Below are 24,087 nucleotides of genomic sequence, written 5' to 3'. Positions count from 1 at the left end.
GTGACGTCGATGTTTCCGATCCAGCGCCTCCGCTGGCACGATGTACTCACACTGGTTTTGGGCTACGTCCTTTTCGACTGGGCGAGCTATATCCATCCTCTGTACGGCTTGAACATCACGGTCTGGAATCCCGCGCCTGCCTTTGGTCTGCTGTTCCTGCTCCGCTTTGGCAGAAAGGCCATCCCGCCGCTGGCGTTGGCTATCTTTCTGGCCGATGCGTGGGTAAGAAACCTCCCCATATCACTGCTCGTATCGACGGCCCTGGCCCTTTTGCTTGCTGTGGGCTACTGGGCGATCGCAGAAGCCTTGCGTCACCGTCTCGCCACCAGCGGAATCTTCAGCGACCGGCGCGGCTTGCTCGAATGGACGGGGATCATCACCTTGGGCACGTTGCTGAACAGCGTCGCGTACGTGACCTTGTTGTCACTGGGCAGCCTCATCCCCGAGGGCGCCGTTCAGACGTCGATTGTCCGCTACTGGATCGGCGATTGCGTCGGGGCGCTGGTGTCGATGCCGTTGTTCTGGATGCTGCTCGACGAAAGCGGGCGCGCTCATCTGAGAGCAATGGTTTTGACATGGGAATCGGTCGGCTATCTGGCCGCGACCGCTTTTACGCTATGGGTCGCATTCGGTATCGGAGCGGGTGCCGATTTCAAGTATTTCTATGTGCTGTTTCTGCCGGTCGTCTGGGCCGCCGCAAGACAAGGCCTGGCGGGCGCCGTGCTGAGCGCCGCGATCGTTCAGCTTGGTATCATTGGCTCAGTCCAACTGATGGGGTTCACTGCGGTTACCGTTCTTGAGATCCAGGCTTTGGCGGCCGCATTGGCATTGTTCGGTTTCTTCATCGGCATTGTGGTCGACGACAAACAACGGGTCAGCGCGGAACTCCGCCAAACGCTTCGGCTCGCCGCCGCAGGCGAAATGGCCGGGGCCTTGGCCCACGAACTCAATCAGCCGCTGACCGCCTTATCGGCCTACGGCACCGCTTGCGAGCAATTGCTTGAACGAGGCGAGACGGGCGAACGACTGCGGGAGGCCATTCGTCGGATGATCGCCGAGTCGTTTCGCGCGGCGGACGTCGTGCGCCGCTTGCGCGACTTTTTCCGGACGGGGGCCACCCGGCTCGAATCGATACCGCTCAACGAATTGCTTGCTTCCGTAGCGTCGCCATTTGAAAAGAAGGCATCGCAGCAGGGTATCGAATTGAGCGTCGCCCCGGGCGCACCGGTTGCTCTGTTCGTCGATCGCCTGCAGATCGAGGTCGTTTTGCGCAACCTTCTCTCCAACGCTTTTGAAGCAGTTGCCGCCCAAGATCCGAGCAATCGTCGCGTGCAGGTTTCAGCCCATCCCGAAGCCGGAGGATGGATTTGCATTCGCGTCGAAGACAGCGGCCCAGGGCTTTCCGGAGCCGCCGCCACCCGAGCGTTCGAAGCGTTTCAGTCCTCGAAGGCCAACGGGCTCGGGCTTGGACTGGTGATCAGCCGCGCCATCGTCGAGGCGCACGGCGGCCACCTCTGGGCCGACGTGGCCGATCATGGCCTCTTCAGGCTGGTACTGCCGACAGAAGGAATCACGTTCGATGGAAGCTAACCGTTATACCGTTTTCATCATTGAAGACGATCAGGCGGTGCGCGACGCGCTCGCGCTTTTGCTGGGTTTACAGGGGCACAGCGTGGCCTTGTTTGCCGACGCGGAGAGCTTTCTCAAAGCCTACTCCGCCGATTGGCGCGGCTGCCTGCTGATCGATATCCGCATGCCGGGCATGAACGGGCTGGAACTGCAGCAACGGCTGCTCGATCGTCACTGCTCGATGCCCGCTATCGTGATGACGGCGCATGGCGACGTGGACTCCGCGCGCAAGGCATTTCGCGCCAATGCCGTGGATTTCCTCGAAAAGCCGCTCGACCACGGCAAGCTGATGAAGGCGATCAATGACGCCTTCTCCCGCCAAACCGTCTCCCTGGAAAAAGAAAGCCAGCGCACTCAATTTGATCGACTGCTGGCCCAACTGACGCCGCGCGAGCAAGAAGTCATGAAGCTCGTCGTCGGCGGGCTGCACAATCGGGAAATCGCCGATGAATTGGGTATCAGCGCCCGCACGGTCGAAGTACACAAAGCACGCATGATGACGAAGCTGCGTGTCGAAAGCGTGGCCGACCTCGTGCGCATGAGCATCGTTGGAGGAAATTAACGGGGCGAACAGGTGCTGGTGGTGGGCTAGAAAAAAAGGGCGATCGGCTCTGCACCCGTCGGGTAACAGAGCCGAACTTTCCGCAACGCCCTCTCCTTCTTCCCCTGCCCTCGACCCACGACTGCTTTATCGGACGACTCGCACGCCCCCATGCGCGACGCCGTACTACATCGTCATCCAGTTACGCGCTTCCGGCTGAAACGGGATGTCCGCAACGACCCAACTCGCCGACTCCGAGTCCGGGCGTTTGGCGCGCGTAGGCTGATAAATCCTGTGGCCGAATACTTCTGCGCCGACCGTGCTCAGGATGGACCAGCAGTTTTCCTCGGGATCGTGCTCCTCCGGATAGACCAGCGTTAGTTCCCATTCTTCGCAGCCGATCGGATCGACGAGCCTGACGGTGGAGTTCATCGTCACGAGGTCGCGCGGAACATCGTCCGGTTGGACGACCAAATCGGCCGTACGCAAGCGGTGGAGAACCTTGATGGCCGAAGAACTCAGCGCGCGGTCGGCAAACTCCCGTTCGATCAAGGCTTCCAGCCGACTCTTGTCGAGGGCTGAAACACAGGTCAGCAATTTGTTCGGGACCATTCGCTGCATTATCTTTCCTCCATTCCACTCAGTGCTCAAACGAGGTGATGACGAAAGCCGTCCGCCGCCCGGAACCCCCGACTCGGTGAATGCTGCCCTTGCGCAGCAAATCGCGAAGGCTTCTGGAAAGCGCCTCATCTTGAGGACGAACGCCAAGCAAGCGCGACAAACGGCGCAGATCCAGGCAGGCCTTGTCGCGCAGCACGCGCAAGATCGACTGTTTGGTAATCGCTGACATGGTTCCTCGCTGCTCGGTAGAATAGTTTCTCGTAAGACGACAATCGATGGCTCACTCGTTAGTTCCCGGAACAAGCCCGATATCGACGCATGCCTCTCAAACGAGCCGCCGCCGACTCGCTTGCAAGTATCTTAGCCAAGACCGCGCGGGAGAATAAGGTCAGAATTTCGCACCTCACTGCGTCCCAAACGGAAACAATCAGTACCAGAAAGCACGACTATGCTCGATCTCAATCTGATGGCCGTTTTTGCACGCGTGGTCGAGGCCGGCAGCTTTGCCGAGGCGGCGCGCCGGATGAACTCGTCCCGTTCTGCCGTCAGCAAAGCCGTGGCCAAGCTCGAAAAGAGTCTCGGTGCGCGGTTGATCAATCGAACCACGCGGCACTTGAGCCTTACGGAGATCGGATCGATGGTGGCGGACCATTGCAGCCGCATGCTCGAGGAAGCGGAACAAGGGGAGCGCCTCGTCGCCAGCCTCAGTTCGGAGCCCCGAGGGGTGTTGCGCGTAAGCGCCTCGGTCGCGTTCGGCACGCTGCACGTCGCTCCCGCGCTAGCGGACTTCCTGCCGCGCTATCCGGATCTCAAGATCGACCTGACGATCACCGACCGCTGGGTCGATCTGGCAGAAGAAGGTTATGACGTTCTGATACGCGTCATGAGCGATCCGCCAAACAACTGGGTTGCCCGAACGTTGGCGCCGGTTCGCCGGCGGGTCTGCGCGACGCCCGATTATTTTGCCCGGTACGGCGTTCCGCAAACCCCCGCCGACCTCAGCCAACATGTTTGCCTGGACTACACACGATCGGGCGAAGTCGGCCGCTGGCGGTTCGTCGGTCCCGATGGAGAACAATCGGTCCCGATCACCGGCCCCCTGCATGTTGACGATGACGAAGCGCTATCGCAGGCCGTTCTCGGCGGTCTGGGCATCGCCCTGCTGCCGACCTTCATCATCGGCAAAGACTTGCAGAGCGGCAAGCTGCAAGCCGTTCTCTCCGATTATGTTCCCGTCGATCGCCACGTGTACGCGCTCTACCTACCCACACGCCACCTGCCAAGCAAGGTGCGGGTTTTTATCGACTTCTTCGTCGAACAATTTGGTTCAGTACCTTATTGGGACCAGTGAATGATCCCCGGTTGGCATGCCGGAGGCGTGGCGGGTTCAGCAACAAATCCGCCTCGTCGATTGATCCAATCGCCGTTCAGAAGCGGCACTCCTTACAGCCGGACGAATGCGTTGCGCCGTGCCGGTTACGAATTAAAAGAAGATACGAGGCTTCTCTAGTAGTGCTGGCGGATACACAGACATCCAGCTAGAGAGCCAATTCACACGCCAAGTGTATCGCCGCGGGAATCGATTCCCACCCAGCCGACCTCGGTACACTGAGGCTCGAACATTTACCCTGCCGCGATTGTCATTGCCCAGAGACCGCCCACGTTTCACGTTCCGCTACTTTTCTTCTCTCTGCGCTTTTGATGAGCCGCGTACCCGGTTTCTCCAAATCGAATACAACAGAAACCAAATGGGCAGGATCAAGAGGTTTCGCCCCAGAAACCACATCCACGGTTGGCCCGTTTCGTCATTGAGTGACTCTGCCAGGGCCGAGAGTTCGGCATAGACGAGGGGGCCAATGATGAATAACACAAACCAGCTTCGCTTGACCCAAGGCTTGTGCGTCGCGGAGATACTTCCAATCGCTCGAGCTTCGTCGATCGGGGCACGGAACGGATCGTTCGGGCGGTAGATATAGGCCGTTTCTTCGAGGGGCTCCGGCATGTCCGGCTTTTCGGCCTTCAGCTCTCTGTTCGTCGGAGTTTCTGAGAGTTCGGTCAGCGAATTCGCCGATACTTCGAGAACGACATTCCCTATCCTGAGGCGCTGTCCCATATACGAGTCGTCCGCAGAATCACCACCATCCGTTATCGCCCAGAACCATCTTCTTGTAATAGTCGGCGTTAGCGCGTACAGCAAAAACCCCAGCAACGCCGTACCCAAGCGCCTTTCCAAAATTTTCCAGGCCGATCAAGCCAAGGGCGATATCGATCACAATGACCGCAGCGACACAGACGGCGAACAGCAAGATGCCTCGCCGCCACATTCCTTTTGCCATGTAGTAAAGGGGACCAAAAAGGAACGCGACGACATTGAACGAGCCGAGGTCCTTGCGCTCGGCCTTGGACAAAGAATTAAGGTTCTTCATCCCAGGGCCGCCGGCCTTTCGCATAGCTTTGAACTTCTTCTTCCAAACCTCCGATACCGGCAAGTCGTCAATATGCTCGGCATCAAGAAGGCGATCTTCAACGTCAGCGGTCGGTGGGGAATATGGGTTGATTTTCGGCATGACGGATCATTGTAAGTTTTGATTGTGTATTGTCGCTCGTTCTAAATACCAGGCGCATAGCGAACAAAATGATACCGGAAAATCCGGGCGCTGCCCGAGCACATGGAGATGCGCCAAGAAAGCTCCGATAATTTTACCCGGGTTTTATTTGCAAATTAATTTTACCCGGATATAATAAGCGCTTCCCCGAACACCAAGAAAAAGCGAATTAGCATGATTGTACCGTCCCGAATTGCATATGTCGGAGACCTCCTCTTCTGGTTTGATCAGTCCACAGGGGCGCATACCGATGCTTGAATCATTGCGGTCGCGCGAGGCGGCGATGCCGTTCATCATGCTTACGGTGTTGATTGACATGGTGGCTATCGGACTGATCATTCCCGTGCTGCCGGCGCTCGTCGGCAGCTTTGCCGGGTCGCAAGCCGACCAGGCGTATTGGTACGGCGTCGTGGCTTTTTCGTTCGGGTTCTCGAACTTCCTGGCGTCGCCGATGCTCGGTGCGCTGTCGGACCACTTCGGTCGTCGCCCCCTGCTCCTGCTCGGTTTTCTCGGTTTGGGGCTGAGCTTTTTCGTAACGGCGCTTGCCACGTCGATCTGGACGCTCGTGGCTGTACGTGTGGTGAGCGGGGCGATGCAGACCAACGCGGCGATCGCCAACGCTTATGTGGCCGACATCACGGCGCCGGAAGACCGAGCGCGGCGTTTCGGCCTGCTCGGGGCGATGATGGGATTGGGCTTCATCATCGGTCCGGTGATGGGCGGACTGCTCGGCGCGATCAAGCTTCAGTTGCCATTTTTGGTTGCTGGCGTGCTGACGGTCGTCAACTTTACCTACGGCTATTTCGTGTTGCCCGAGTCGCTTGGCGCGGCGCAGCGCAAATCTTTCCGATGGAGCGCAACCAACCCGCTGCGGACCTTGCGCGCGCTGGCCCAGCTGAAAGGCATCGGGCCGCTGGTTGGTGTCGTGGGTTTCAGCACGCTCGCGCAGTTCGTGCTGTATACCGTCTGGGTGCTCTACACCACCTTCAAGTTCGGTTGGGGCCCGCTTGAAAACGGCTGGTCCCTGGCAATCGTCGGTATCGTTTCGGTGATCGCCCAGGGTTTTCTCCTGGGCCGTCTGCTCAAGGTTTTTTCCGCGCAACGGCTGGCGGTCATGGGACTGGTGTCGTCGATGCTGGCGAACGTAATGTGGGGTGCCGCAACGGCCGGCTGGATGATGTATGTCATCGTCGTCGCCAACATTCTGAGCACGACCGTCGCCGCGTCGGTACAAAGCCTGATCTCCTCGGCGGCCGACAGCCGCAGTCAGGGCCAGACGCTCGGCGCCGTCAATTCGCTGAGCAGTCTGATGGCGGTGGTGGCGCCGACTTTGGGCGCACCGCTCCTGGGGATGGTTTCGCACCTGCCGCGCGGCGACTGGCGGATCGGCGCACCCTTCTATTTTTGCGCGGCGCTGCAGGCGGCGTCGCTGTATCTGGCGGTGTTGCATTTCCGTAGGCACCGCCGCGCCGAGGCGGCAGCGCTTTAGGAAGGTGTTTGCAGGGAGAGGTGCTTCCTCTCCTCTCCTCTCCGCTCCGTCTCGCGATCCTGCGGGCCTGACCGCCTCAGTCGTGCGACGAATGACGGAAGAGGATCGGGCTTTGCTCAGGCTTTCGTTGCCGGTTTGTACGCCACGACATCCATCTCGACCTTCACGTCGATCATCATCTGCGATTGGACAGTCGAGCGCGCCGGGCGGTGCGTACCGAAACACTCCATATAGACGCGATTGAAGCTGCCGAAATCGCGCGCGTCATCAAGCCAGACACCGACCTTGCAGACATCCTCGAGCGTGCAGCCGGCGAGCGCGAGTACCTTTTCGATGTTCTTGAACACTTGCCGCGTCTGCGCCTCGATGCCGCCGAGAACAACCTCGCCGGATTCGTCCACCGGCACCTGGCCGGAGACGAACACGAAGTCGCCGGCCCGCGTGGCGGGAGAAAAGGGGCGAACCTGACGATCCGACGCGAGGGGGGATTGGCCGAGCATCTCTACGGGCATGTTGCGTCTCCTTGTAAGAAAATTTCACCAAAATGGGGCGTAAATAGCCGTTGACTCCATAAAACAACCTGTCTAGGATTGTTTATGTAATTTTATTACAAGGAGTCCAGCCATGCCAGCTCTGTCTCTCCGCAAATGGATCAGCCGAATCCTGTCGCTGTCCGCTCTCGCCGTCCCGCTCGCCGCACCCGTTCAAGCCGCACCGACCGCCGCCAACCTGGCGATGATCGCCGAACCGCAAACCCTGGATCCCATGGGTACGACGGCCGATCTGGTCGGAACCATCATGCAGCACGTTTATGAACCCTTATACACCTTCGACGCCAAGTGGAATGTGGTGCCGATGCTTGCCGACGGCCTGCCCAAGGTGTCCAAGGATGGCCTCACGCACACCATCGCCCTGCGTAAGGGCGTGAAGTTCCACAACGGCCGCGAAATGGTGGCCGACGACGTGGTCGCCTCATTGCAGCGCTGGATGGAAGTTTCGCCACGCGGCAAGTCCGTCGCGAAGGAAGTCGCTTCGATCGAGGCCAAAGGACCGAACACCGTCGAGCTGAAGCTGAAGACGCCGTATGCGCCGCTGCTTGCCCAGCTCGCGTTGCCCACCGGCATGGCGGCTATCCTCGCCAAGGAGACGATCGCGCCGCAGCTCAAGGATTTTATCGGCACCGGCCCGTACAAGTTCAAGGAGCGTAAGCCCGATCAGTACACGTTGCTCACGCGCTTTGAAGGCTATGCGTCCCGCAAAGAGCCTGCATCCGGCTACGCCGGCAAACGTGAGGCGCTGATCGAAGAACTGCGGTTTGTGCCCGTCCCGAACGCCAATACGCGCGTTGAAGGCACGCTCTCCGGCCAGTTCGACTACGCCGACCTGCTGCCCGTTGAATCGATCGGCCGCCTCGACAAGGCCGGAGCATCGGTGGTGCCGATCATGACCACGTCGTTCGGCTTCCCGTATCTGGTGTTCAACACCAAGGAAGGCGTGCTCGCCTCGCAGCCTTTGCGCCAAGCGGTGCAGATGGCGTTCGGCCCGGGCGAGATGATGGCCGCCGCATTCGGCGACACGCGCTTCTTCACGATCGAGCCGAACCACTTCCCACAGGGCACGCCGTTCTACTCGACGGCAGGCGCCGACAAATACAACCAACGCAACGCCAGCGCGGCCAAGGACATGGCGGCGAAGGCCGGGTACAACGGCCAGCCGGTACGTATCCTCGCCAGCCGGCAGTACGAGTTCCACTACAACATGGCGCTCGTGATGGCCGAGCAACTCAAGCGCACCGGCATCAAGACCGAACTGCAGATCGTCGACTGGGCCACGCTCGTGCAGCGGCGCAACGACCCGAAGCTGTGGGACATCTACGTGACGCACTCCGGCCAATTCCCCGAGCCCATGCTCTCCCCTCCGCAGCTGAGCGAAGGCGCACCTGGTTGGTGGAGCAGCCCGGCGAAGCAGGCCGCCCTCTCCGCCTTCAATCAGGAAATGGACCCGGCCAAGCGCGGCGCGCTGTGGGGCAAAGTCCAGCAGGTGGTGTATGACGAGGTTCCGTACGTGAATGTCGGCAAATTCAATGGCCTGTCGGCGCGCGCTCAGCGCCTGCAAGGCTATACACCCGCGGCGTGGCCGTTCTTCTGGAACACCACGGTCGCTGCGAAGTAAACCAAGCAATCGTATTGCCGCCATTGGCTTCGACCATCCCCCGCTATAGGGGATGGCTCGAGCTGTGCGCCCGAGGTCATCGATTCAGGCCGAAACGGGCATGGCGGCAGTACCATCCGCGAAGGCGAAACAAACACACCAGGACACCCTGATGCTCCGATTCCTACTTGCCCGTCTGGGCGGGACGCTGGCCGTCCTCGCGATCGTCGCGGTGATGGTCTTCGCCCTCACCCGACTGGCGTCGGGCGATCCGATCGCGCTGCTGCTCGGCGATCAGGCGACTGCCGAAGACATCGCCCAGGCACGCGTGCAGTATGGCCTCGACAAGCCCTTGCTGACGCAATTCGGTTACTGGATCAAAGAAGTGGCCCAGGGCAACCTCGGCCAGTCGATCTTCCTGCAGCGCCCGGTCACGCAGGCGCTGGCCGAACGCGCCGAGCCGACCTTTTTCCTCGCCACGTTTGCGGTAACCATTGCCGCGCTGATCGGCATTCCCTGCGGGCTGATCGCCGCCGTGTGGCGCGGCCGTTTGGTCGACCAGGTATTCAGCGCCGTGGCCATGCTCGGTGCCAGCGTGCCGAGTTTCTGGATGGGCCTGATCCTGATCCAGATCTTTGCCGTATGGCTCGGCTGGTTCCCCGCCTCGGGCTACGGCGACCCAGGCGTGCCGTTCATCGAGCGACTGCATCATCTCGTGCTGCCCGCCACCGTACTCGGCATGCTCAATTCGGCGCTGATCATCCGCTTCACGCGCGCCTCGGTACTCGACATTCTCAACGAGGACTACGTGCGTACGGCCCGCTCGAAAGGGCTCAGCGAGCGCGTCGTCATTCTCAAGCACGTGCTGCGCAACGCGCTGGTGCCGATCGTCACCGTGCTCGGCCTGACGTTGGCGCTGATGATCGGCGGTGCGGTGGTCACGGAAACGGTGTTCAACCTGCCCGGCGTCGGCAACCTCGTGGTACGTGCGGTGCTGCGCCGCGATTACCCGGTGATCCAGGGTACGCTGCTGGTGATCGCGGCGATCTACGTACTGATCAATCTGGCGATCGACTTGATCTACATGATCGTCGATCCGCGCATCCGGGTGTAAGACCATGGATCAGCTCGCTTACGTCCTCAAACGCCTGTTCTCACGGCGCATCGTGCTCGTTGCCGCCGCGGTGCTCGTCGCCGTGACCGCGCTCGCCGTTTTCTTCCCGATGTTCTCCGGCGTCGATCCCAACGCCATCTCGGTCATGGAACGCCTCAAGGCGCCATCGAGCGAGCATTGGGCCGGCACCGACGAACTCGGGCGCGACCTCTCCATGCGCATCGTGTATGGCAGCCGCTACTCGATCATGATCGGTATCGCCACCGCGTTCTTCAGCGTCATCGCCGGCACCGCGCTGGGGCTGCTGGCCGGCTTCTTCAAGAAGCTCGATGCGCCTATCATGCGGGTCATCGATGCCATGATGTCGTTCCCCGACATCCTGCTCGGCATCTCGCTGGTGTCGATCCTCGGCGCCTCGCTGTGGAACGTCGTGTTGGCGCTCGCCATTGTGTATACGCCGCGCGTCGCCCGCGTCGTGCGCGCTTCTACTTTGGTGATCCGCGAGTTGCTGTTCGTCGATGCGGCCCGCGCCCTCGGCGTGTCGACGCCCCGCATCCTGTATGCGCACATCCTGCCGAACCTGATGTCGCCGGTGCTGGTGCAACTCACCTTCATCTTTGCCTACGCGATCCTTGCCGAGGCCGGGCTGTCCTTCCTCGGCGTCGGCGTACCGCCCGAGATCCCGACCTGGGGCACGATGATCGCCTCCAGCCTGCAGTACGCCGACCGCGCCTTCTGGACGATCGTCTTCCCCGGCATCGCGATCATCCTGACCGCGCTGTCGCTGCAAATCGTCGGCGACGGCGTGCGCGACTTGCTCGATCCGAAACTGAGGAAATCCGCATGAACGAGCCGATCACTCCCCGCCTATCGGTGCGCGGCCTGTCGACGTCGTTCATGACCGACCGCGGCCGTGTGACCAGCGTTTCCGACGTGTCGTTCGACATCCCATCCGGCGGCACCTTGGCGCTGGTTGGCGAGTCGGGCTCGGGCAAATCCGTCACCAGTCTCGGCCTGATGGGTCTGCATGCCAAGGGGTCGCAAGCGATCGTCGGCGGCGAGGCGTGGTTCGTCAAACGTAACGGAGAGCGGGTGAATCTACTGGCGCTCGCAGAAGCCGACAAGCGTCGCCTGCGCGGCAACGAACTGGCGATGATTTTCCAGGAACCGATGACCAGCCTCAACCCCGTGCTCACCGTCGGCGAGCAGATCGCCGAATCGGTGCGTCTGCACCTTGGCATGGACCGCCGCGACGCGCTGCAGCACGCTAAGAAGATGCTCGACCTCGTCGAGATTCCCGCCGCCGAGCGCCGCCTCCATGAGTACCCGCACCAACTCTCCGGCGGCATGCGCCAGCGGGTGATGATCGCCCTGGCCATGGCCTGCAACCCGACGCTGTTGATCGCCGACGAACCGACGACGGCTCTCGACGTGACGATCCAGGCGCAAATCCTGGCGCTGATCCAGCGCCTGCAAAAAGAAACCGGCATGAGCGTGCTCTTCATCACGCACAATCTCGGCGTCGTCGCGCAATACGCCGATCGGGTGGCCGTAATGTACGCCGGGCGCATCGTCGAGACGGCCGCTGTCGGTCCACTGTTCGCCGCCCCGCAACACCCCTATACGCGCGGCCTGCTCGCCTGCCTGCCCGGTATGGCGGTACGCGGAAGTGTGGCCAAGAGTCGGCCGCGCCTGACGGCAATCAGCGGCCAAGTCTGCAGCCCGTTCGAACCGCCGCCCGGCTGCGCTTTCGCGCCGCGCTGCGCGTTGCACATCGCCGCCTGCGACACAGCCATGCCACCGCTGGCGGCGCTCGCCGATGGCCGGCAAGCCCGCTGCATCCGCGTCAACGAAAAGATTGAGATGACGGCATGAACGACACCGCCAACCCACTGATCGAAGTGCGCGGCCTGCGCAAGTATTTTGGCGCCGGACCGCAACCGGTACGCGCCGTCGATGGCGTTAGCTTCGCCATCCGCGAAGGCGAAACACTGGGGCTCGTCGGCGAATCCGGATCGGGCAAGAGCACCATCGGCCGCATGCTGATTCGCCTGCTCGATCCTACCGAAGGCCAGATCCGCTTCAAGGACCGAGACATCGCGCATATCTCGCAACGGCAAATGCGCCCGCTGCGCTCGAGCATGCAGATCATCTTCCAGGACCCGTACGCCAGTCTCAACCCACGCATGCGTATTCGCCAGATTCTGGGCGAAGCGCTCGACACGCACGGGCTCGCCAAGGGCAAGGGCGAACGCCAGGCGCGTATCGCGGAGTTGCTGGACCTCGTCGGACTGCGCCCGGAGTACGCCGATCGCTATCCGCACGAGTTCTCCGGCGGTCAGCGTCAGCGCATCGGTGTTGCCCGCGCACTGGCCGTCGAGCCGAGTTTCATCGTCGCCGACGAACCGCTCTCGGCGCTCGACGTGTCGATCCAGGCGCAGGTGGTGAACCTGCTGTGCGACCTGAAAGACCGCTTCGGCCTGACCATGCTCTTCATCTCGCACGATCTCGATGTCGTCGAGTTTCTCTGCGACCGGGTGATCGTGCTCTACCTCGGCAAGATCATGGAGATCGCGCCGACCGAAACGCTTTATCATCGACCGCAGCATCCCTACACGCAGGCCTTGCTCGCCGCCTCGCCGATCCCCGATCCGGCGCAGCGGCACAAAGACAGACCGCTGCTCGTCGGCGACATCCCCAGTCCGGCCAACCCACCGTCCGGCTGCGTCTTTCGCACCCGCTGCCCGCACGCGCTGCCGGCGTGTGCAGAGACCGTGCCGGCGCTGGCCGAGGTCGCCCCTGGACATTGGAAGGCTTGCCTGCGCAACGATCTGCATCCGCTATCGATGAAAGGAACTTCGCAATGACAAACGGAAATTCCGCACAGATTGTCCTGGACCGAAACTACAAGGGTTTTCCACCGGCCGCTGCGCCATGCGCATTGAGTGAAATCGCCGCCCGTCGCTGGAATATCCTCAAGCACGATCTGCCCTTCCCGATCGCCCTCCTGCGTGAATCGGCGCTAAGGCACAACCTCGCGTGGATGCAGGCCTTCGCCCATACGCACGGCGTCGACATCGCGCCGCACGGCAAAACAACGATGTCGCCCGAACTCTACCGGCTGCAACTCGACGCCGGGGCATGGGGAATGTCCTTCGCCACCGTCTACCAACTCGCCGTCGGCGCCGCAGCAGGCGTCAAGCGCGCGCTGATCGCCAACCAGGTCGTATGCGATGCCGACCTCGATGGGCTGGCCGCGCTGCAAAAGGAATACGGCGGATTGCGCGTCTGGTTCCTCGTCGACTCGGTCGCCCAGGTGCGACTGATCGAGGCGTGGCAGGAAAAACGCCAGAGCCGCGCCGTGTTCGACTGCCTGCTCGAGATCGGCATCGCGGGCAAGCGCACAGGCTGCCGGACGGCAGAAGAGGCGGTCACCGTCGCCGCAACGATTTTCGCCAGCCCCGCGCTGCGCCTGGGCGGTATCGAATGCTACGAAGGCAGCGTGACGACGGGCGACTCGGCGCTCGACCGCCCCGCCGTCGATGCCCTGATGGCGCGTGTCGCCGAGGCGGCGAAAGCCTGCGACCAGGCAGGCTTCTTTGCCGACGACGAGGTGCTGGTCACGGCCGGCGGTTCGGCCCTCTTCGATCTCGTCGCCGACCACCTGCGCCCGGCGCTCACGAAGCCAGTACGCGGCGTGCTTCGTTCGGGCTGCTACGTCACGCACGACCATGGTTCGTACATGAACCTGCTGCACAAGGTCGAGGAGCGCCAGCATTTCTCGTCGAGCCTGCGTCCGGCGATCGAAGTCTGGGCCATGGTCCAGTCGCGCCCCGAACCCGGGCTGGCCATCCTCACTTGCGGCAAGCGCGACATCTCCTACGATCTCGATCTGCCGGTGGCGCTTTACCACTGCGCGCCGGGGAACAGCCTACCGCAATCCGTGGCCTCCGAGTGGAAGCTGACGGCGCTCAACGACCAGCACGCCTACCTGCGTTTTCCCGAGAACGATCCTGGGCCCGCCGTCGGTGACCTGATCGGCCTCGGCATCTCCCACCCCTGCACAACCTTCGACAAATGGCGCTGGTTACCTATCGTCGATGACTCTTACAACGTTCGCGACGCCGTTGCCACCCACTTCTGAACGTCATGACTCAACTCCCAACCCGCCTTCTGCAGACGCTGCAGGAGCAGTACGCCGAGCTACCCGATGCACAGCAGCGCGTCGTCGACGTCATTGTCAGCGATCCCGAGGGCGCCGTGGGCGCGACCGTCGAGCAACTCGCGCAACGCGCCGGCGTCTCGATGCCGACGATCGTGCGCACCTGCCGTTCGTTCGGTTTCGACAGCGTGCGTGAATTCATGGTCGCCCTGGCGCAGGACATCGCCCTCGGTGGTTCTTACCTGCATCGCAGCGTGCTGCCCGAAGATACGCCGGCGCAGATCGCGAGCAAGATCGTGCGTTCGGCAACGGCCTCGATGTCGGCGCTCGAACGTCAACTCGACGTCACCGCTCTCGAACAGGCGGCAAACGCCATCGCGGCGGCCGAACGCGTCGACTGTTACTCGTCCGGCGCAACGTCCACCTTCATCGCCAACGATCTGCAGGCCCGCCTCTTCCGCCTGGGCATCCATTCCAACGCCTACTTCGACGCGCACCAGCAGTTGATCTCGGCATGCACGTTGGGACCGCGCGGCGTCGCCATCGCCGTGTCGCACGTCGGCCGCATGCCGACGCTGCTGGAAGCGGCCAGTTTCGCGCGCTCGCAGGGTGCAACGGTGATCGCACTCACGCAACCGAATACGCCGCTCGCGCGCAACGCCGACATCGTGCTCGGCGCTTCGGTCCCCGAAGACGCCGTGATGCGCGTCGGCACCGAGGCGTACATCGCGCACCTGCTGGCGATCGAAATCCTGACGGTGCTCGTCGGGCAGCGTCTCGGTCCGAAGGCGGCCGAACGTCTGCGCCAGTTCCGCAGTGTGCTGGCGAAACACGGAATCGACAGCGAATCGCACGTTGCCATGACGATGTCTTGGTCGCGAGCCGAACGCGAGCAGGAGTAAGCATGGCTACAACAATCCTCTTACGCAACGGCCTTGTCGTCGATGGAACCGGCCGCGCCGGCTTCACCGCCGACGTTCTGATCCACGGCGACACCATCGTTCAGGTCGGTCACATCGATCCGGCGAGTGCCGAACGGGTGATCGACTGCGACGGCCTCGTCGTCGCCCCCGGCTTCATCGACGTGCACACGCACGACGACGCGATTGTCCTCGAAGCGCCTGACATGCTGCCGAAATTGTCTCAGGGTGTAACGACGGTCATCGTCGGCAACTGCGGCATTTCGCTTGCGCCGGTGATTACCGACGCACCGATCGAGCCGCTGGGACTGCTCGGCAACGCTCACTTCCGGTTCGATCGCCTGGCGGGATACGCCGACGCGGTCGATGCCGCCGGCCCGGCAATCAACGTCGCCGCCTTGATCGGCCACACGAGTTTGCGCGCCGCGACGATGAAAGACTTCAGCCGACCGGCAACGGCCGACGAGCGCGTCGGCATGGCGAACTGCCTGCGGCAGGCGATGGACGACGGCGCCCTCGGCCTGTCTTCGGGCGTCTTCTATGAGAACGCCTTTGCCGCCGATGAACGTGAGTTGGTCGAAGTCGCGGCGGCCGCGGCCGCCGCTGGCGGCGTATATGCCACACATATACGTACCGAACTCGAAGGTATCCTCGACGCGATGCAGGAGGCGGCCCGTACGGCCCGCCGTTCCGGGCTGCCGCTCATCCTTTCGCATCACAAGTGCGCCGGCCCGGCGAACTGGGGGCGCACGCGCGAGACGCTGGCGCTGATGGACAGCCTCGCCACGCGCCAGCCGATCGGTCTCGACGTCTACCCCTACACCGCCGGATCGACCGTGCTGCGCGAGGACCTCGTGGATGGCGTCATCGACATTCTGATCACGGGCTCCGAGGCGCACCCGGAAATGACCGGCAAGCGCCTCGCCGACATCGCGGCGCTGTGGGGTATCAGCCAGCAGGAAGCCTGCCGGCGATTGATTCCCGGCGGCGCTTGCTATTTCCAGATGACCGAGGACGACGTACAGCGCGTGCTCGCCCATCCGCGCACGATGATCGGTTCGGACGGCTTGCCGCATGACGCGCGGCCGCACCCACGCCTGTGGGGCACCTTCCCGCGCGTACTCGGCCACTACTGCCGCGATCTTGGACTGCTGCCGCTCGAACGCGCCGTATTCAAGATGACGGGGCTGCCCGCCGCACAATTCGGCCTCGGGCGCCGGGGGACGATCGCATGCGGGAATTTCGCCGACGTTACGGTATTCGATCCCCAGCGGGTACGCGACCGCGCCACGTTCGCCGATCCCGAGCAAGTCAGCGCCGGCATCCGCCATGTCCTCGTCAATGGCGCCACCAGCTATGAGGAAGACAACGCCTCGTCCATTTCGAGAAATGGACGGTTCCTGCGTCGAGATAACTGACCGCCCATCTGGAACAGACGTACCGTTCGCAACTTGCCGTTGAAACGTCAATTGCAGGACGGATATGTTCTTTGGTAGCCTGCCCCGTATTCCATGCCAAGGAGAAATACAAGATGGAAAACGGGGGTGTCCGCGGCGATATCCGCGGGGATGTGCGCGAGGAATCGGGCGGGAATTTTGGCGGAGGTGTCGGCAGAACCTTGCGCTTCCGTCTGTCGGCCGCAGTCGTCTTAACGACCGTTGTTTTGCTCGGGCTGTTTGGTATTGCGGCCAACTACTACCTGAAGGGAGTGGAAGTGGCCAACGCCCGGGAAACGCTTTCCCGGCAGAACGATCTGCTTCGCGACCTTGTCGCGTCGGTCGACGAGAACATGAAAGTCTCGGTAGGCCAAGCGGAAGGCCTCTTCGCCCAGATTCTTGGCGGCAAGCCCTGGTCGCTGCAAAAAGATAAGCGTGACGCGGCCGGCAAGCGGGAGGCCCCGCTACTCATGCTCGGCGATACGCCGATCAACAACCGGTACGACGAGGTGGACGCCTTTGCCAAGGCGACGGCGGGCGGCGCCGCATCGCTGGTGGTACGCGATGGCGACGAGTTCGTGCGCGTCTCGACAACGGCCAAGGATGCCGACGGCAACCGCGGCGTCGGCGTGGTTATCGACAAGACGAGTGCGGCACATGCCGCGCTGCTCAAGGGCGAACCGGCCTTCGCGCGCTCCTCGCTGTTCGGCAAGGAATACATCGCCGTCTATCGGCCGATCAAGGACGCGGCCGGCGCGGTGATCGGCGCCATGCTCCTCGGTATCGACATCACCAAACAGATGGAGGCGTTGAAGAAGGAGATCCGGGCTCAGAAAGTCGGCCGCACCGGGTACGTGTATGTGGTGAATTCGAAGGAAGGCAAGGACCAAGGCAGCTTCGTCATTCATCCGACCAAGGAGAACCAGAACCTCATCGACATGAAAGATGCGAGCGGCCGGAGCTTCCTGCGCGACATTCTCGACACCCGTGCCGGCGTCACGTTCTACGACTGGGTCAACGCGGAACTCGGCGAAAAAACAGCGCGCAAGAAGATCGCCGCGTTCACCGAATACAAGGACTGGAACTGGATCATCGTGTCCGGCAGCTACCTGGAGGAATTCACGCCGATCGCCAATGGACTACCGCTCGAAATCCTCTTTTCGATCGTGCTCGTCAGCCTCGCCATTTCGCTTGTCCTCAACTTCATGCTCAACCGCCTGGCCTTCCAGCCCCTCCGTCACCTGCAGGAAATTCTGGGACTGATCGGTCGTGATCGCGACTTTTCACTACGAGTGCGCATTGAACACCACGACGAGATCGGTGAAACGGCCCACGCCTTCAACTCGCTGATCGACAAAGTTCAGGAGAGCTTGCGCGCCTTCGCCACGTCGGCCGGCGAGGTCGCCGAAGCTTCGCAACAGCTGACGCATACCGCCGATCAAGTCTCGCACGCGGCGCGCGAGCAGAGCGAAGCCTCGGCATCGGTGGCCTCGACGGTCGAGGAACTGACCGTCAGCGTGAACCACGTCGGCGACCGTGCCGGCGAAGCGCATACGCTATCGACCGAGTCTGGCAAGCTGGCCGAGACCGGATCGACGATCATCGGGCAGACGATTACTGATATCCGTCAGATCGCATCGGTGGTCGGCGAGAGCGCACGCAGCATCCGCGAGCTCGAAGGCCGCAGCGCGGAAGTTGCCGGCGTCGTCCAGATCATCCGCGACGTCGCCGATCAGACGAACCTGCTGGCATTGAATGCGGCCATCGAGGCCGCACGAGCCGGTGAGCAGGGACGCGGCTTTGCGGTGGTTGCCGACGAAGTGCGCAAGCTGGCCGAACGCACGACGAGTTCGACGCGGGAGATTTCGTCCAACATCGAGCAGATGCAACAGGCGTCGCGAACCGCGTCAGAACAGATGCAGTCCGCCGAAACCCTCGTATCGAACAGCGTCGCGCGCGCCGACGAGGCGGACAAGGCCATGGGGCAGATCGGCGAATCGGCGTCGAGCGCCGCCGCAGCGGTCAGCCAGATTTCCGACGCCATCCGCGAACAGGGAACGGCGAGCAACAACATCGCCTCGCAGGTGGAGCGCATCGCACAGATGTCGGAAGAGGCGAGCGCCGGCGCGGAGCAGGTGGCCGCGCGCGCGAAGGAACTCGATCAATACGCGACCCGCCAGAAGAGCGTGCTCGCGCAGTATCGGTTCTGAAAAGGCAGGGGCGCCACCCGGCGCCCCAATGCGCTGCACGTTCTTCGGCAAACGGAAACCCGAGCGATCGGCGGGAGGTGCGGCCGTCCCGCCTCCCGACGCGTCAAACCTCAAGCCAATAACTTCTTCTCGCTCGCGCCGAGCTTGAGCGTAGCTTCATCGGGAATCCACTGTCCCGTCCGCTCGTCGCGCCCTTGCAGCACGAAGCGGGCGTCGGGGTTCCCCATTTGCTTTGCGCCAAGTGTGCACAGCATGCCGATGTTGCCCTTCTTCAGGCGGTTCACGAGAATGCCGGCGCGCGTATCGGAGAAGTCGCGCAGCATGTCGAAGTCGCCGTCGCTATCGCCGAAAACGAGTGCGGGCCCGTAACCCTTCTTCGCCACGAGTTCGCGCTTGATGACCTCGCTCTTGCCCGGTCCCCAGTTGAGCGGCCAGCCCTTGCGATAACGCGCCTGGTACACATCGCCATTCATTTCAAGACGCAGCCCGAGGACGTTTTCCGGCGCAACGTTGTAGCCGTACTTGGGCAGCGTGGCGAACACGCGCACCACGTCCTCCAACGACGCGGTGCTGACATAGATATCGAACCCGGCCGCCTTCAGCGCGTGCATCGTATTGGCGATCTCAGGCGTAAGCCGCAGGCCGTGCGTATGGCTGACGCTGACGACGCCCGCCTGCCCGGGCCGCGCTGCGGAACTCGTGTATTTGACCTTGCGGATCGAGTCGCCGAGGTTGAGATCGTTCGACGCCTCGGCGAGGCTCATCACCTGCTTCACGGTCATGCCGGCGAAGAGATAGAGCACCCACGGGTAGCCGACGTCCGGCCCATAGGTATCGTTGATCGCCTCATAGAGGTAATAGAGCTTGGTCTTGAAGTCGTTGAACTGCTCCGACTTTTTCACCTCGTCAAGCGGCGCCGATCCCTTCATGCCGGCGTACGTGCCCCACAGGTAGCGGTAGTCTTCGGCAAGGTCGGCAACGATCGCGTCAAGGCTGACGAGTTTCCCTTCCGCATTCTTGTAATCCGCCTTGAAGTTCCCCGCCGGCACGCCCTCGCGGATCGCCGCGGCGAACCTGTCGGGTTCCATGGCAAACGAGAGCGTGTTGATCTGGTACATCAGCAACGCTTCCTCGGTATCGTTCATGATCGACGTGTTGTCCCAGTCGAAGACCGCATAGGGACGTTTGTGCGGATTGAAACCGCGGCTGCCCGCACCGAGTTCGTTGATCACCGCTTGCAGCCGCTGGTACGTCGCCGGCGCCCATTTGCCCGGGTCGAGCGCCACCGGCAGCGGCCTGGCTTCGGCCGCTTTCGCCGCGGCGTAAGCCGCACCGCTCGAAAGGCCACCGAGCGCGGAAGCAAGGGTTAGCGATTGGATGAACTGACGGCGTTTCATGCGGATTCTCCTCTGGAGGCGGTCGTTGTAATCGAAGGGATGAAAGGCGATGGAGTGTCCAGCTTCGTGTCGGCATCGCTGTCGTCCTTGAGGGCGACGCCCGACTGGCCGAGCCGGCGGGCACCGGCGAGCAGATAAGCGATCTTGCGTGCCGCTTCGGCGTACGCGAGCCCTTCGGGGCGCACGTTGGAAATGCAGTTGCGATCGGCATCGGTCATTCCGGAGCGCGGCGCGTAGGTGAGGTAAACGCCAAGGCTGTCGGCCGACGTGAGGCCCGGTCGCTCGCCGATCAGGACAACCACCGCACGTGCTTCCAAGGCAACGGCCACCGGGTCGCCGAGCGCCACCCGCCCCTGCTCCGCCACCACGATGGGTCCGATTTTCCACGCCTGCAAAAGCGGCAATGTGGCTCGCAGAAGCGGTACGGCATGCCGGGCGACGGCCAACGACGAGAGGCCGTCGGCGACGACGAAAACCACGTCTGGCGGCGCCTCACTTCGCACTTCAGCGAGCATCGCCGCGCTTTCGGGCGCGAGTTGGCGGCCGAGGTCGGGTCGTTTCAGATAGATATCGCGCGTACTCGCCCGGCTGGTGACGTGCAGGTGTTCAGAACCGAGCGCTTCAATCTCGCCGTGCAGGGTTGCCGCGTCGAGCGGCTGATGGACCGCGTCGCGGGCCTGCGCATGCGAAAGGCCGAAGCCGAGCCAGGCGGCGGTCGGCAGGCTGCTGCCGCTGCGCCCGAGCGCGATGCGGGCCTGCGTGTAACGACGCAGCGATTGCCACGGATCGGGCGTGATCGGACGAAACGGCAGCAGCGTGTGTATAGATTTCATGCGGCGCCCCTAGATCTGGCTGGCGTAACGCAGCAAGGTCTGATCCGCATGCTGCGGACGGAGTCGGCCCTGAGCCGTCGTTATGCCCATATCCTGCAGCCACGTTTCGAATTCCGGAGTGCGTTTGAGCCCCAGCGTGTCGCGCAGAAACAGTGCGTCATGAAACGAGGTGCTCTGGTAGTTGAGCATGATGTCGTCGGCGCCCGGCACCCCGATGATGAAGTTGATGCCGGCGACGCCGAGCAGCGTCAGGAGGTTGTCCATGTCGTCCTGGTCGGCCTCGCTGTGATTGGTGTAGCAGACGTCACAGCCCATCGGCAGACCAAGCAGCTTGCCGCAGAAGTGGTCTTCCAGGCCGGCGCGGATAATCTCCTTGCCGTCGTAGAGATACTCCGGGCCGATGAAGCCGACGACGGTGTTCACGAGCAAGGGATCGAAGGCGCGGGCCACTGCGTAGGCGCGCGCCTCCATCGTCTGCTGGTCGACACCCCAATGCCCATTCGCCGAAAGCGCACTACCCTGCCCGGTCTCGAAGTACATCACGTTGTTGCCCAGCGTTCCGCGCCCCAACGACAGCGCCGCATCACGGGCTTCGCGCAACAACGCGAGATCGACGCCGAAGCTGCGGTTGGTCAACTCGCTGCCCGCGATCGACTGGAACACCAGGTCGACCGGAGCGCCGCTCTCGATCGCACGCAGCGTATTGGTCACGTGGGTAAGCACGCAGCTTTGGGTAGGGATCGCGTAGCGTTCGCGCAAGTCGTCCATCAGTTGCAGCAGGCGCCAGATCGCAGGGAGATTGTCCGACGCCGGATTGATGCCGATGACCGCGTCGCCGCTGCCGTAGAGCAGACCGTCGAGCAGCGCGGCAGCGATGCCCTGCGGATCGTCGGTGGGATGATTCGGCTGCAAACGTACCGCCAGGTGACCGGGGAGCCCGAGCGTGTTGCGAAAGCGGGTGACGACGCGGCATTTACGGGCGGCGAGAATCAGATCCTGATTGCGCATCAGTTTGCTCACGGCGGCCACCATCTCCGGCGTCAGACCTCGATGCAGCGCCGTCAGCGCCGCCGTATCCGCTTCGTCAGAAAGAACCCAATCGCGGAACTCGCCAACCGTGAGATGCGCCACCGGTGCGAAAGCCGCTTCGTCATGAGTGTCGACGATGAGCCGCGTCACCTCGTCGTCTTCGTAGGGGACGACGGCTTCCTGCAGGAAGCGCGCAAGCGGTAGATCGGCGAGCGCATAGCGGGCCGCCATGCGCTCTTCCTCGCGGTCGGCGATGACGCCGGCCAGTGCGTCGCCCGAGCGCGCCGGGCTGGCCTTGGCCAGCAGCGTGCGCAGGTCGGCAAAGACGTAACGCTGCGGCCCGATGGCGTGGGCGTAGCTCATGCGCGCGCGGCCGACTCGACGGCACCGCTCTCGAGAACACCGTCGAACAGCGACTCGCGGCGTTGCGCGGTTTGCCGGAAGTAGAGATATCCCGCGCCGAGCAATCCGGCGAACACCAGCGCCAGCACCGGGTTGAACCAGATCATCGCCGCCAGGCAGATGAGCGCGCCGAAGAGCGCGAACGCGGGGAAGAACGGATAGAGCGGCGTGCGGTACGAACGCGGCAGCCGCGGCTCGCTGCGCCGCAGCCGGAACAGCGCCGCCATACTGACGATGTACATGGTGAGCGCGCCGAACACCGACATGGTCACGATATTGGCCGTCAGCCCTTGTCCGCCGAATTGCACGAGGTCGTCGCTGTAGATCGCGATGATGCCGACGACGCCTCCCGCCAGGATGGCAATCCACGGCGTCTTGAAACGTGGATGCACAGCGGCGAGGAAGGCCGGCAGATAACCGGCGCGCGCTTGGGCGTAGATCTGCCGCGAGTAGCCGAGGATGATGCCGTGGAACGAGGCGACGAGGCCGAACAGCCCAAGCCAGACGAGCATGTGCAACCAGCCGCTGCTCTCGCCGACGATGCGCTTCATGGCTTGCGGCAGCGGATCGTTGATATTCGATAGCGATTTCCAGTCACCGACGCCGCCCGCGAAAACCATGACGCCAATAGCCAGCACGAGCAACGTCAGCATGCCGGTGATATAGGCGGTGGGAATCGAACGTTTGGGGTCCTTCGCTTCCTCTGCCGCCATCGCCACGCCTTCGATCGCCAGGAAGAACCAGATGGCGAAAGGCACGGCGGCGAACATTCCGGAGAGACTGCCGAGGCTGAAGCTATCCTCACCCGACCATCCTCCGGTCACGAAATTTGAAATCGAGAAGCCCGGAGAGACGACGCCCATGAAGACGAGGAGTTCGAAGATCGCCGCCAGTGTGATGACGAGTTCGAACGTCGCCGCGATCTGCACGCCGACGATGTTCAAGGTCATGAAGATCAGGTAAGCGCCGACCGCGGCCGTCTTGGCGTCGAGCGCCGGAAACTGCACATTCAGGTATGCACCGATCGCCAGCGCTATCGCCGGCGGTGCAAACACGAACTCCACCAGCGTCGCCATGCCGGCGAGATATCCGCCGGCGGGTCCGAAGGCGCGATAGCTGTAGGCGAAAGGACCACCCGCATGCGGAATGCATGTCGTCAACTCGGTGAAGCTGAAAATGAACGTGGTATACATGAGTGCCACGAAAAGCGCGGTGACCAGGAAGCCGAGGGTTCCGGCATTGGCCCAACCATAGCTCCAGCCGAAGTATTCGCCGGAAATGACGAGCCCAACGGCGATGCCCCAAAGCTGCACGGTGCTGAGCGTCTTGGTGAGCGAGTTGGGCGAACTGGATGAATTAGCCGGGGCTCTTGCGGCCGTGTTTGGCGTAGATGAAGAAGTCATGATGTGTCCTTGAACGGTGTCCGGGATGAACCCATCGTAGGGAAACCGTCAAGGCACCTCTATCGGAATTCGGCAAACTTCATCGAGGGGTGACTCCTTGCGCATGGCATCGCGGTCATTTTTCGCCGATCGTTTTGCGCTGTC

The 24,087-nt window shown here is 62.5% G+C and carries 22 protein-coding genes; 13 read left to right on the top strand and 9 right to left on the bottom strand.

Annotated elements, in window-relative coordinates; genetic code table 11:
• Positions 1–9: 9 nt before the first annotated feature.
• The gene (locus NZ453_RS05065) at positions 10–1,590 is read left to right on the top strand and encodes a sensor histidine kinase (RefSeq protein ID WP_263769350.1); all 1,581 of its coding nucleotides are present in this window, start codon (positions 10–12) and stop codon (positions 1,588–1,590) included.
• Positions 1,580–2,191 (top strand): response regulator transcription factor, encoded by a 612-nt coding sequence (locus tag NZ453_RS05060; RefSeq protein ID WP_263769309.1) that lies wholly within the window; start codon positions 1,580–1,582, stop codon positions 2,189–2,191. The genes NZ453_RS05065 and NZ453_RS05060 overlap by 11 nt, the downstream gene beginning before the upstream one ends.
• Before the next feature lie 165 nt (positions 2,192–2,356).
• On the opposite strand, the gene NZ453_RS05055 is transcribed toward NZ453_RS05060, so the two are convergent.
• Positions 2,357–2,791: a GreA/GreB family elongation factor gene (locus tag NZ453_RS05055; protein ID WP_263769308.1), complete on the bottom strand. Its 435-nt coding sequence runs from the start codon at positions 2,789–2,791 to the stop codon at positions 2,357–2,359.
• Positions 2,792–2,810: 19 nt separating this feature from the next.
• Complete coding sequence (locus NZ453_RS05050) at positions 2,811–3,020, bottom strand: hypothetical protein (protein WP_263769307.1); 210 nt, start codon at positions 3,018–3,020, stop codon at positions 2,811–2,813.
• 219 nt (positions 3,021–3,239) lie between these two features.
• Between NZ453_RS05050 and NZ453_RS05045 the strand changes: the two genes are divergently transcribed.
• A complete protein-coding gene (locus tag NZ453_RS05045; protein ID WP_263769306.1) occupies positions 3,240–4,142 on the top strand; it encodes a LysR family transcriptional regulator in 903 nt (300 codons plus the stop codon).
• Between the two features lie 324 nt (positions 4,143–4,466).
• On the opposite strand, the gene NZ453_RS05040 is transcribed toward NZ453_RS05045, so the two are convergent.
• Complete coding sequence (locus NZ453_RS05040) at positions 4,467–4,904, bottom strand: hypothetical protein (protein WP_263769305.1); 438 nt, start codon at positions 4,902–4,904, stop codon at positions 4,467–4,469.
• A 19-nt stretch (positions 4,905–4,923) separates the two neighbouring features.
• Entirely contained in the window at positions 4,924–5,358 is a 435-nt protein-coding gene (locus NZ453_RS05035; protein WP_263769304.1) for a DUF2628 domain-containing protein, read from the bottom strand.
• A 289-nt stretch (positions 5,359–5,647) separates the two neighbouring features.
• Here NZ453_RS05035 and NZ453_RS05030 point away from each other — a divergent pair, with 289 nt between their 5' ends.
• A complete protein-coding gene (locus NZ453_RS05030; protein WP_263769302.1) occupies positions 5,648–6,886 on the top strand; it encodes an MFS transporter in 1,239 nt (412 codons plus the stop codon).
• A 116-nt stretch (positions 6,887–7,002) separates the two neighbouring features.
• Here the strand turns inward: NZ453_RS05030 and NZ453_RS05025 are convergent, their stop codons facing one another.
• Entirely contained in the window at positions 7,003–7,398 is a 396-nt protein-coding gene (locus NZ453_RS05025; protein WP_263769301.1) for a RidA family protein, read from the bottom strand.
• 223 nt (positions 7,399–7,621) lie between these two features.
• Between NZ453_RS05025 and NZ453_RS05020 the strand changes: the two genes are divergently transcribed.
• The 9 genes from NZ453_RS05020 to NZ453_RS04980 all read left to right on the top strand — a co-directional run bounded on the left by NZ453_RS05020 (position 7,622) and on the right by NZ453_RS04980 (position 18,879).
• Positions 7,622–9,058: an ABC transporter substrate-binding protein gene (locus NZ453_RS05020; protein WP_263769300.1), complete on the top strand. Its 1,437-nt coding sequence runs from the start codon at positions 7,622–7,624 to the stop codon at positions 9,056–9,058.
• A 151-nt stretch (positions 9,059–9,209) separates the two neighbouring features.
• Complete coding sequence (locus NZ453_RS05015) at positions 9,210–10,151, top strand: ABC transporter permease (RefSeq protein ID WP_263769299.1); 942 nt, start codon at positions 9,210–9,212, stop codon at positions 10,149–10,151.
• A gap of 4 nt (positions 10,152–10,155) precedes the next feature.
• Positions 10,156–10,998 carry an ABC transporter permease gene (locus NZ453_RS05010; protein ID WP_263769298.1) on the top strand — a complete coding sequence of 281 codons (843 nt, stop codon included), beginning with the start codon at positions 10,156–10,158 and terminating at the stop codon, positions 10,996–10,998.
• Positions 10,995–12,026 (top strand): ABC transporter ATP-binding protein, encoded by a 1,032-nt coding sequence (locus NZ453_RS05005; protein WP_263769297.1) that lies wholly within the window; start codon positions 10,995–10,997, stop codon positions 12,024–12,026. The genes NZ453_RS05010 and NZ453_RS05005 overlap by 4 nt, the downstream gene beginning before the upstream one ends.
• Positions 12,023–13,018: an ABC transporter ATP-binding protein gene (locus NZ453_RS05000; RefSeq protein WP_263769296.1), complete on the top strand. Its 996-nt coding sequence runs from the start codon at positions 12,023–12,025 to the stop codon at positions 13,016–13,018. Before NZ453_RS05005 ends, NZ453_RS05000 begins: the two co-directional genes overlap by 4 nt.
• Complete coding sequence (locus NZ453_RS04995; protein WP_263769295.1) at positions 13,015–14,295, top strand: amino acid deaminase; 1,281 nt, start codon at positions 13,015–13,017, stop codon at positions 14,293–14,295. The genes NZ453_RS05000 and NZ453_RS04995 overlap by 4 nt, the downstream gene beginning before the upstream one ends.
• A gap of 5 nt (positions 14,296–14,300) precedes the next feature.
• The gene (locus tag NZ453_RS04990; protein WP_263769294.1) at positions 14,301–15,215 is read left to right on the top strand and encodes a MurR/RpiR family transcriptional regulator; all 915 of its coding nucleotides are present in this window, start codon (positions 14,301–14,303) and stop codon (positions 15,213–15,215) included.
• 2 nt (positions 15,216–15,217) lie between these two features.
• A complete protein-coding gene (locus NZ453_RS04985; RefSeq protein WP_263769293.1) occupies positions 15,218–16,651 on the top strand; it encodes an N-acyl-D-amino-acid deacylase family protein in 1,434 nt (477 codons plus the stop codon).
• 113 nt (positions 16,652–16,764) lie between these two features.
• Complete coding sequence (locus tag NZ453_RS04980) at positions 16,765–18,879, top strand: methyl-accepting chemotaxis protein (RefSeq protein ID WP_263769292.1); 2,115 nt, start codon at positions 16,765–16,767, stop codon at positions 18,877–18,879.
• 110 nt (positions 18,880–18,989) lie between these two features.
• On the opposite strand, the gene NZ453_RS04975 is transcribed toward NZ453_RS04980, so the two are convergent.
• From NZ453_RS04975 to eat, 4 genes are read right to left on the bottom strand one after another with little or no spacing between them, the layout of a single operon-like run.
• A complete protein-coding gene (locus tag NZ453_RS04975; protein ID WP_263769290.1) occupies positions 18,990–20,276 on the bottom strand; it encodes a haloacid dehalogenase-like hydrolase in 1,287 nt (428 codons plus the stop codon).
• On the bottom strand, positions 20,273–21,109 hold the full coding sequence (gene eutC / locus NZ453_RS04970) for an ethanolamine ammonia-lyase subunit EutC (protein ID WP_263769289.1): 837 nt from the start codon (positions 21,107–21,109) through the stop codon (positions 20,273–20,275). Before eutC ends, NZ453_RS04975 begins: the two co-directional genes overlap by 4 nt.
• A 9-nt stretch (positions 21,110–21,118) precedes the next feature.
• Positions 21,119–22,501 carry an ethanolamine ammonia-lyase subunit EutB gene (locus tag NZ453_RS04965; RefSeq protein WP_263769288.1) on the bottom strand — a complete coding sequence of 461 codons (1,383 nt, stop codon included), beginning with the start codon at positions 22,499–22,501 and terminating at the stop codon, positions 21,119–21,121.
• A complete protein-coding gene (eat, locus tag NZ453_RS04960) occupies positions 22,498–23,943 on the bottom strand; it encodes an ethanolamine permease (RefSeq protein WP_263769287.1) in 1,446 nt (481 codons plus the stop codon). Before eat ends, NZ453_RS04965 begins: the two co-directional genes overlap by 4 nt.
• Between the last annotated feature and the right edge of the window lie 144 nt (positions 23,944–24,087).

Origin of the sequence: Propionivibrio soli (genome assembly GCF_025770765.1) — a bacterium.
Lineage (GTDB): Bacteria > Pseudomonadota > Gammaproteobacteria > Burkholderiales > Rhodocyclaceae > Propionivibrio > Propionivibrio soli.
The sequence above is the reverse complement of the archived record's forward strand: the minus strand, read 5'-3'. Positions and strand labels throughout refer to the sequence as shown.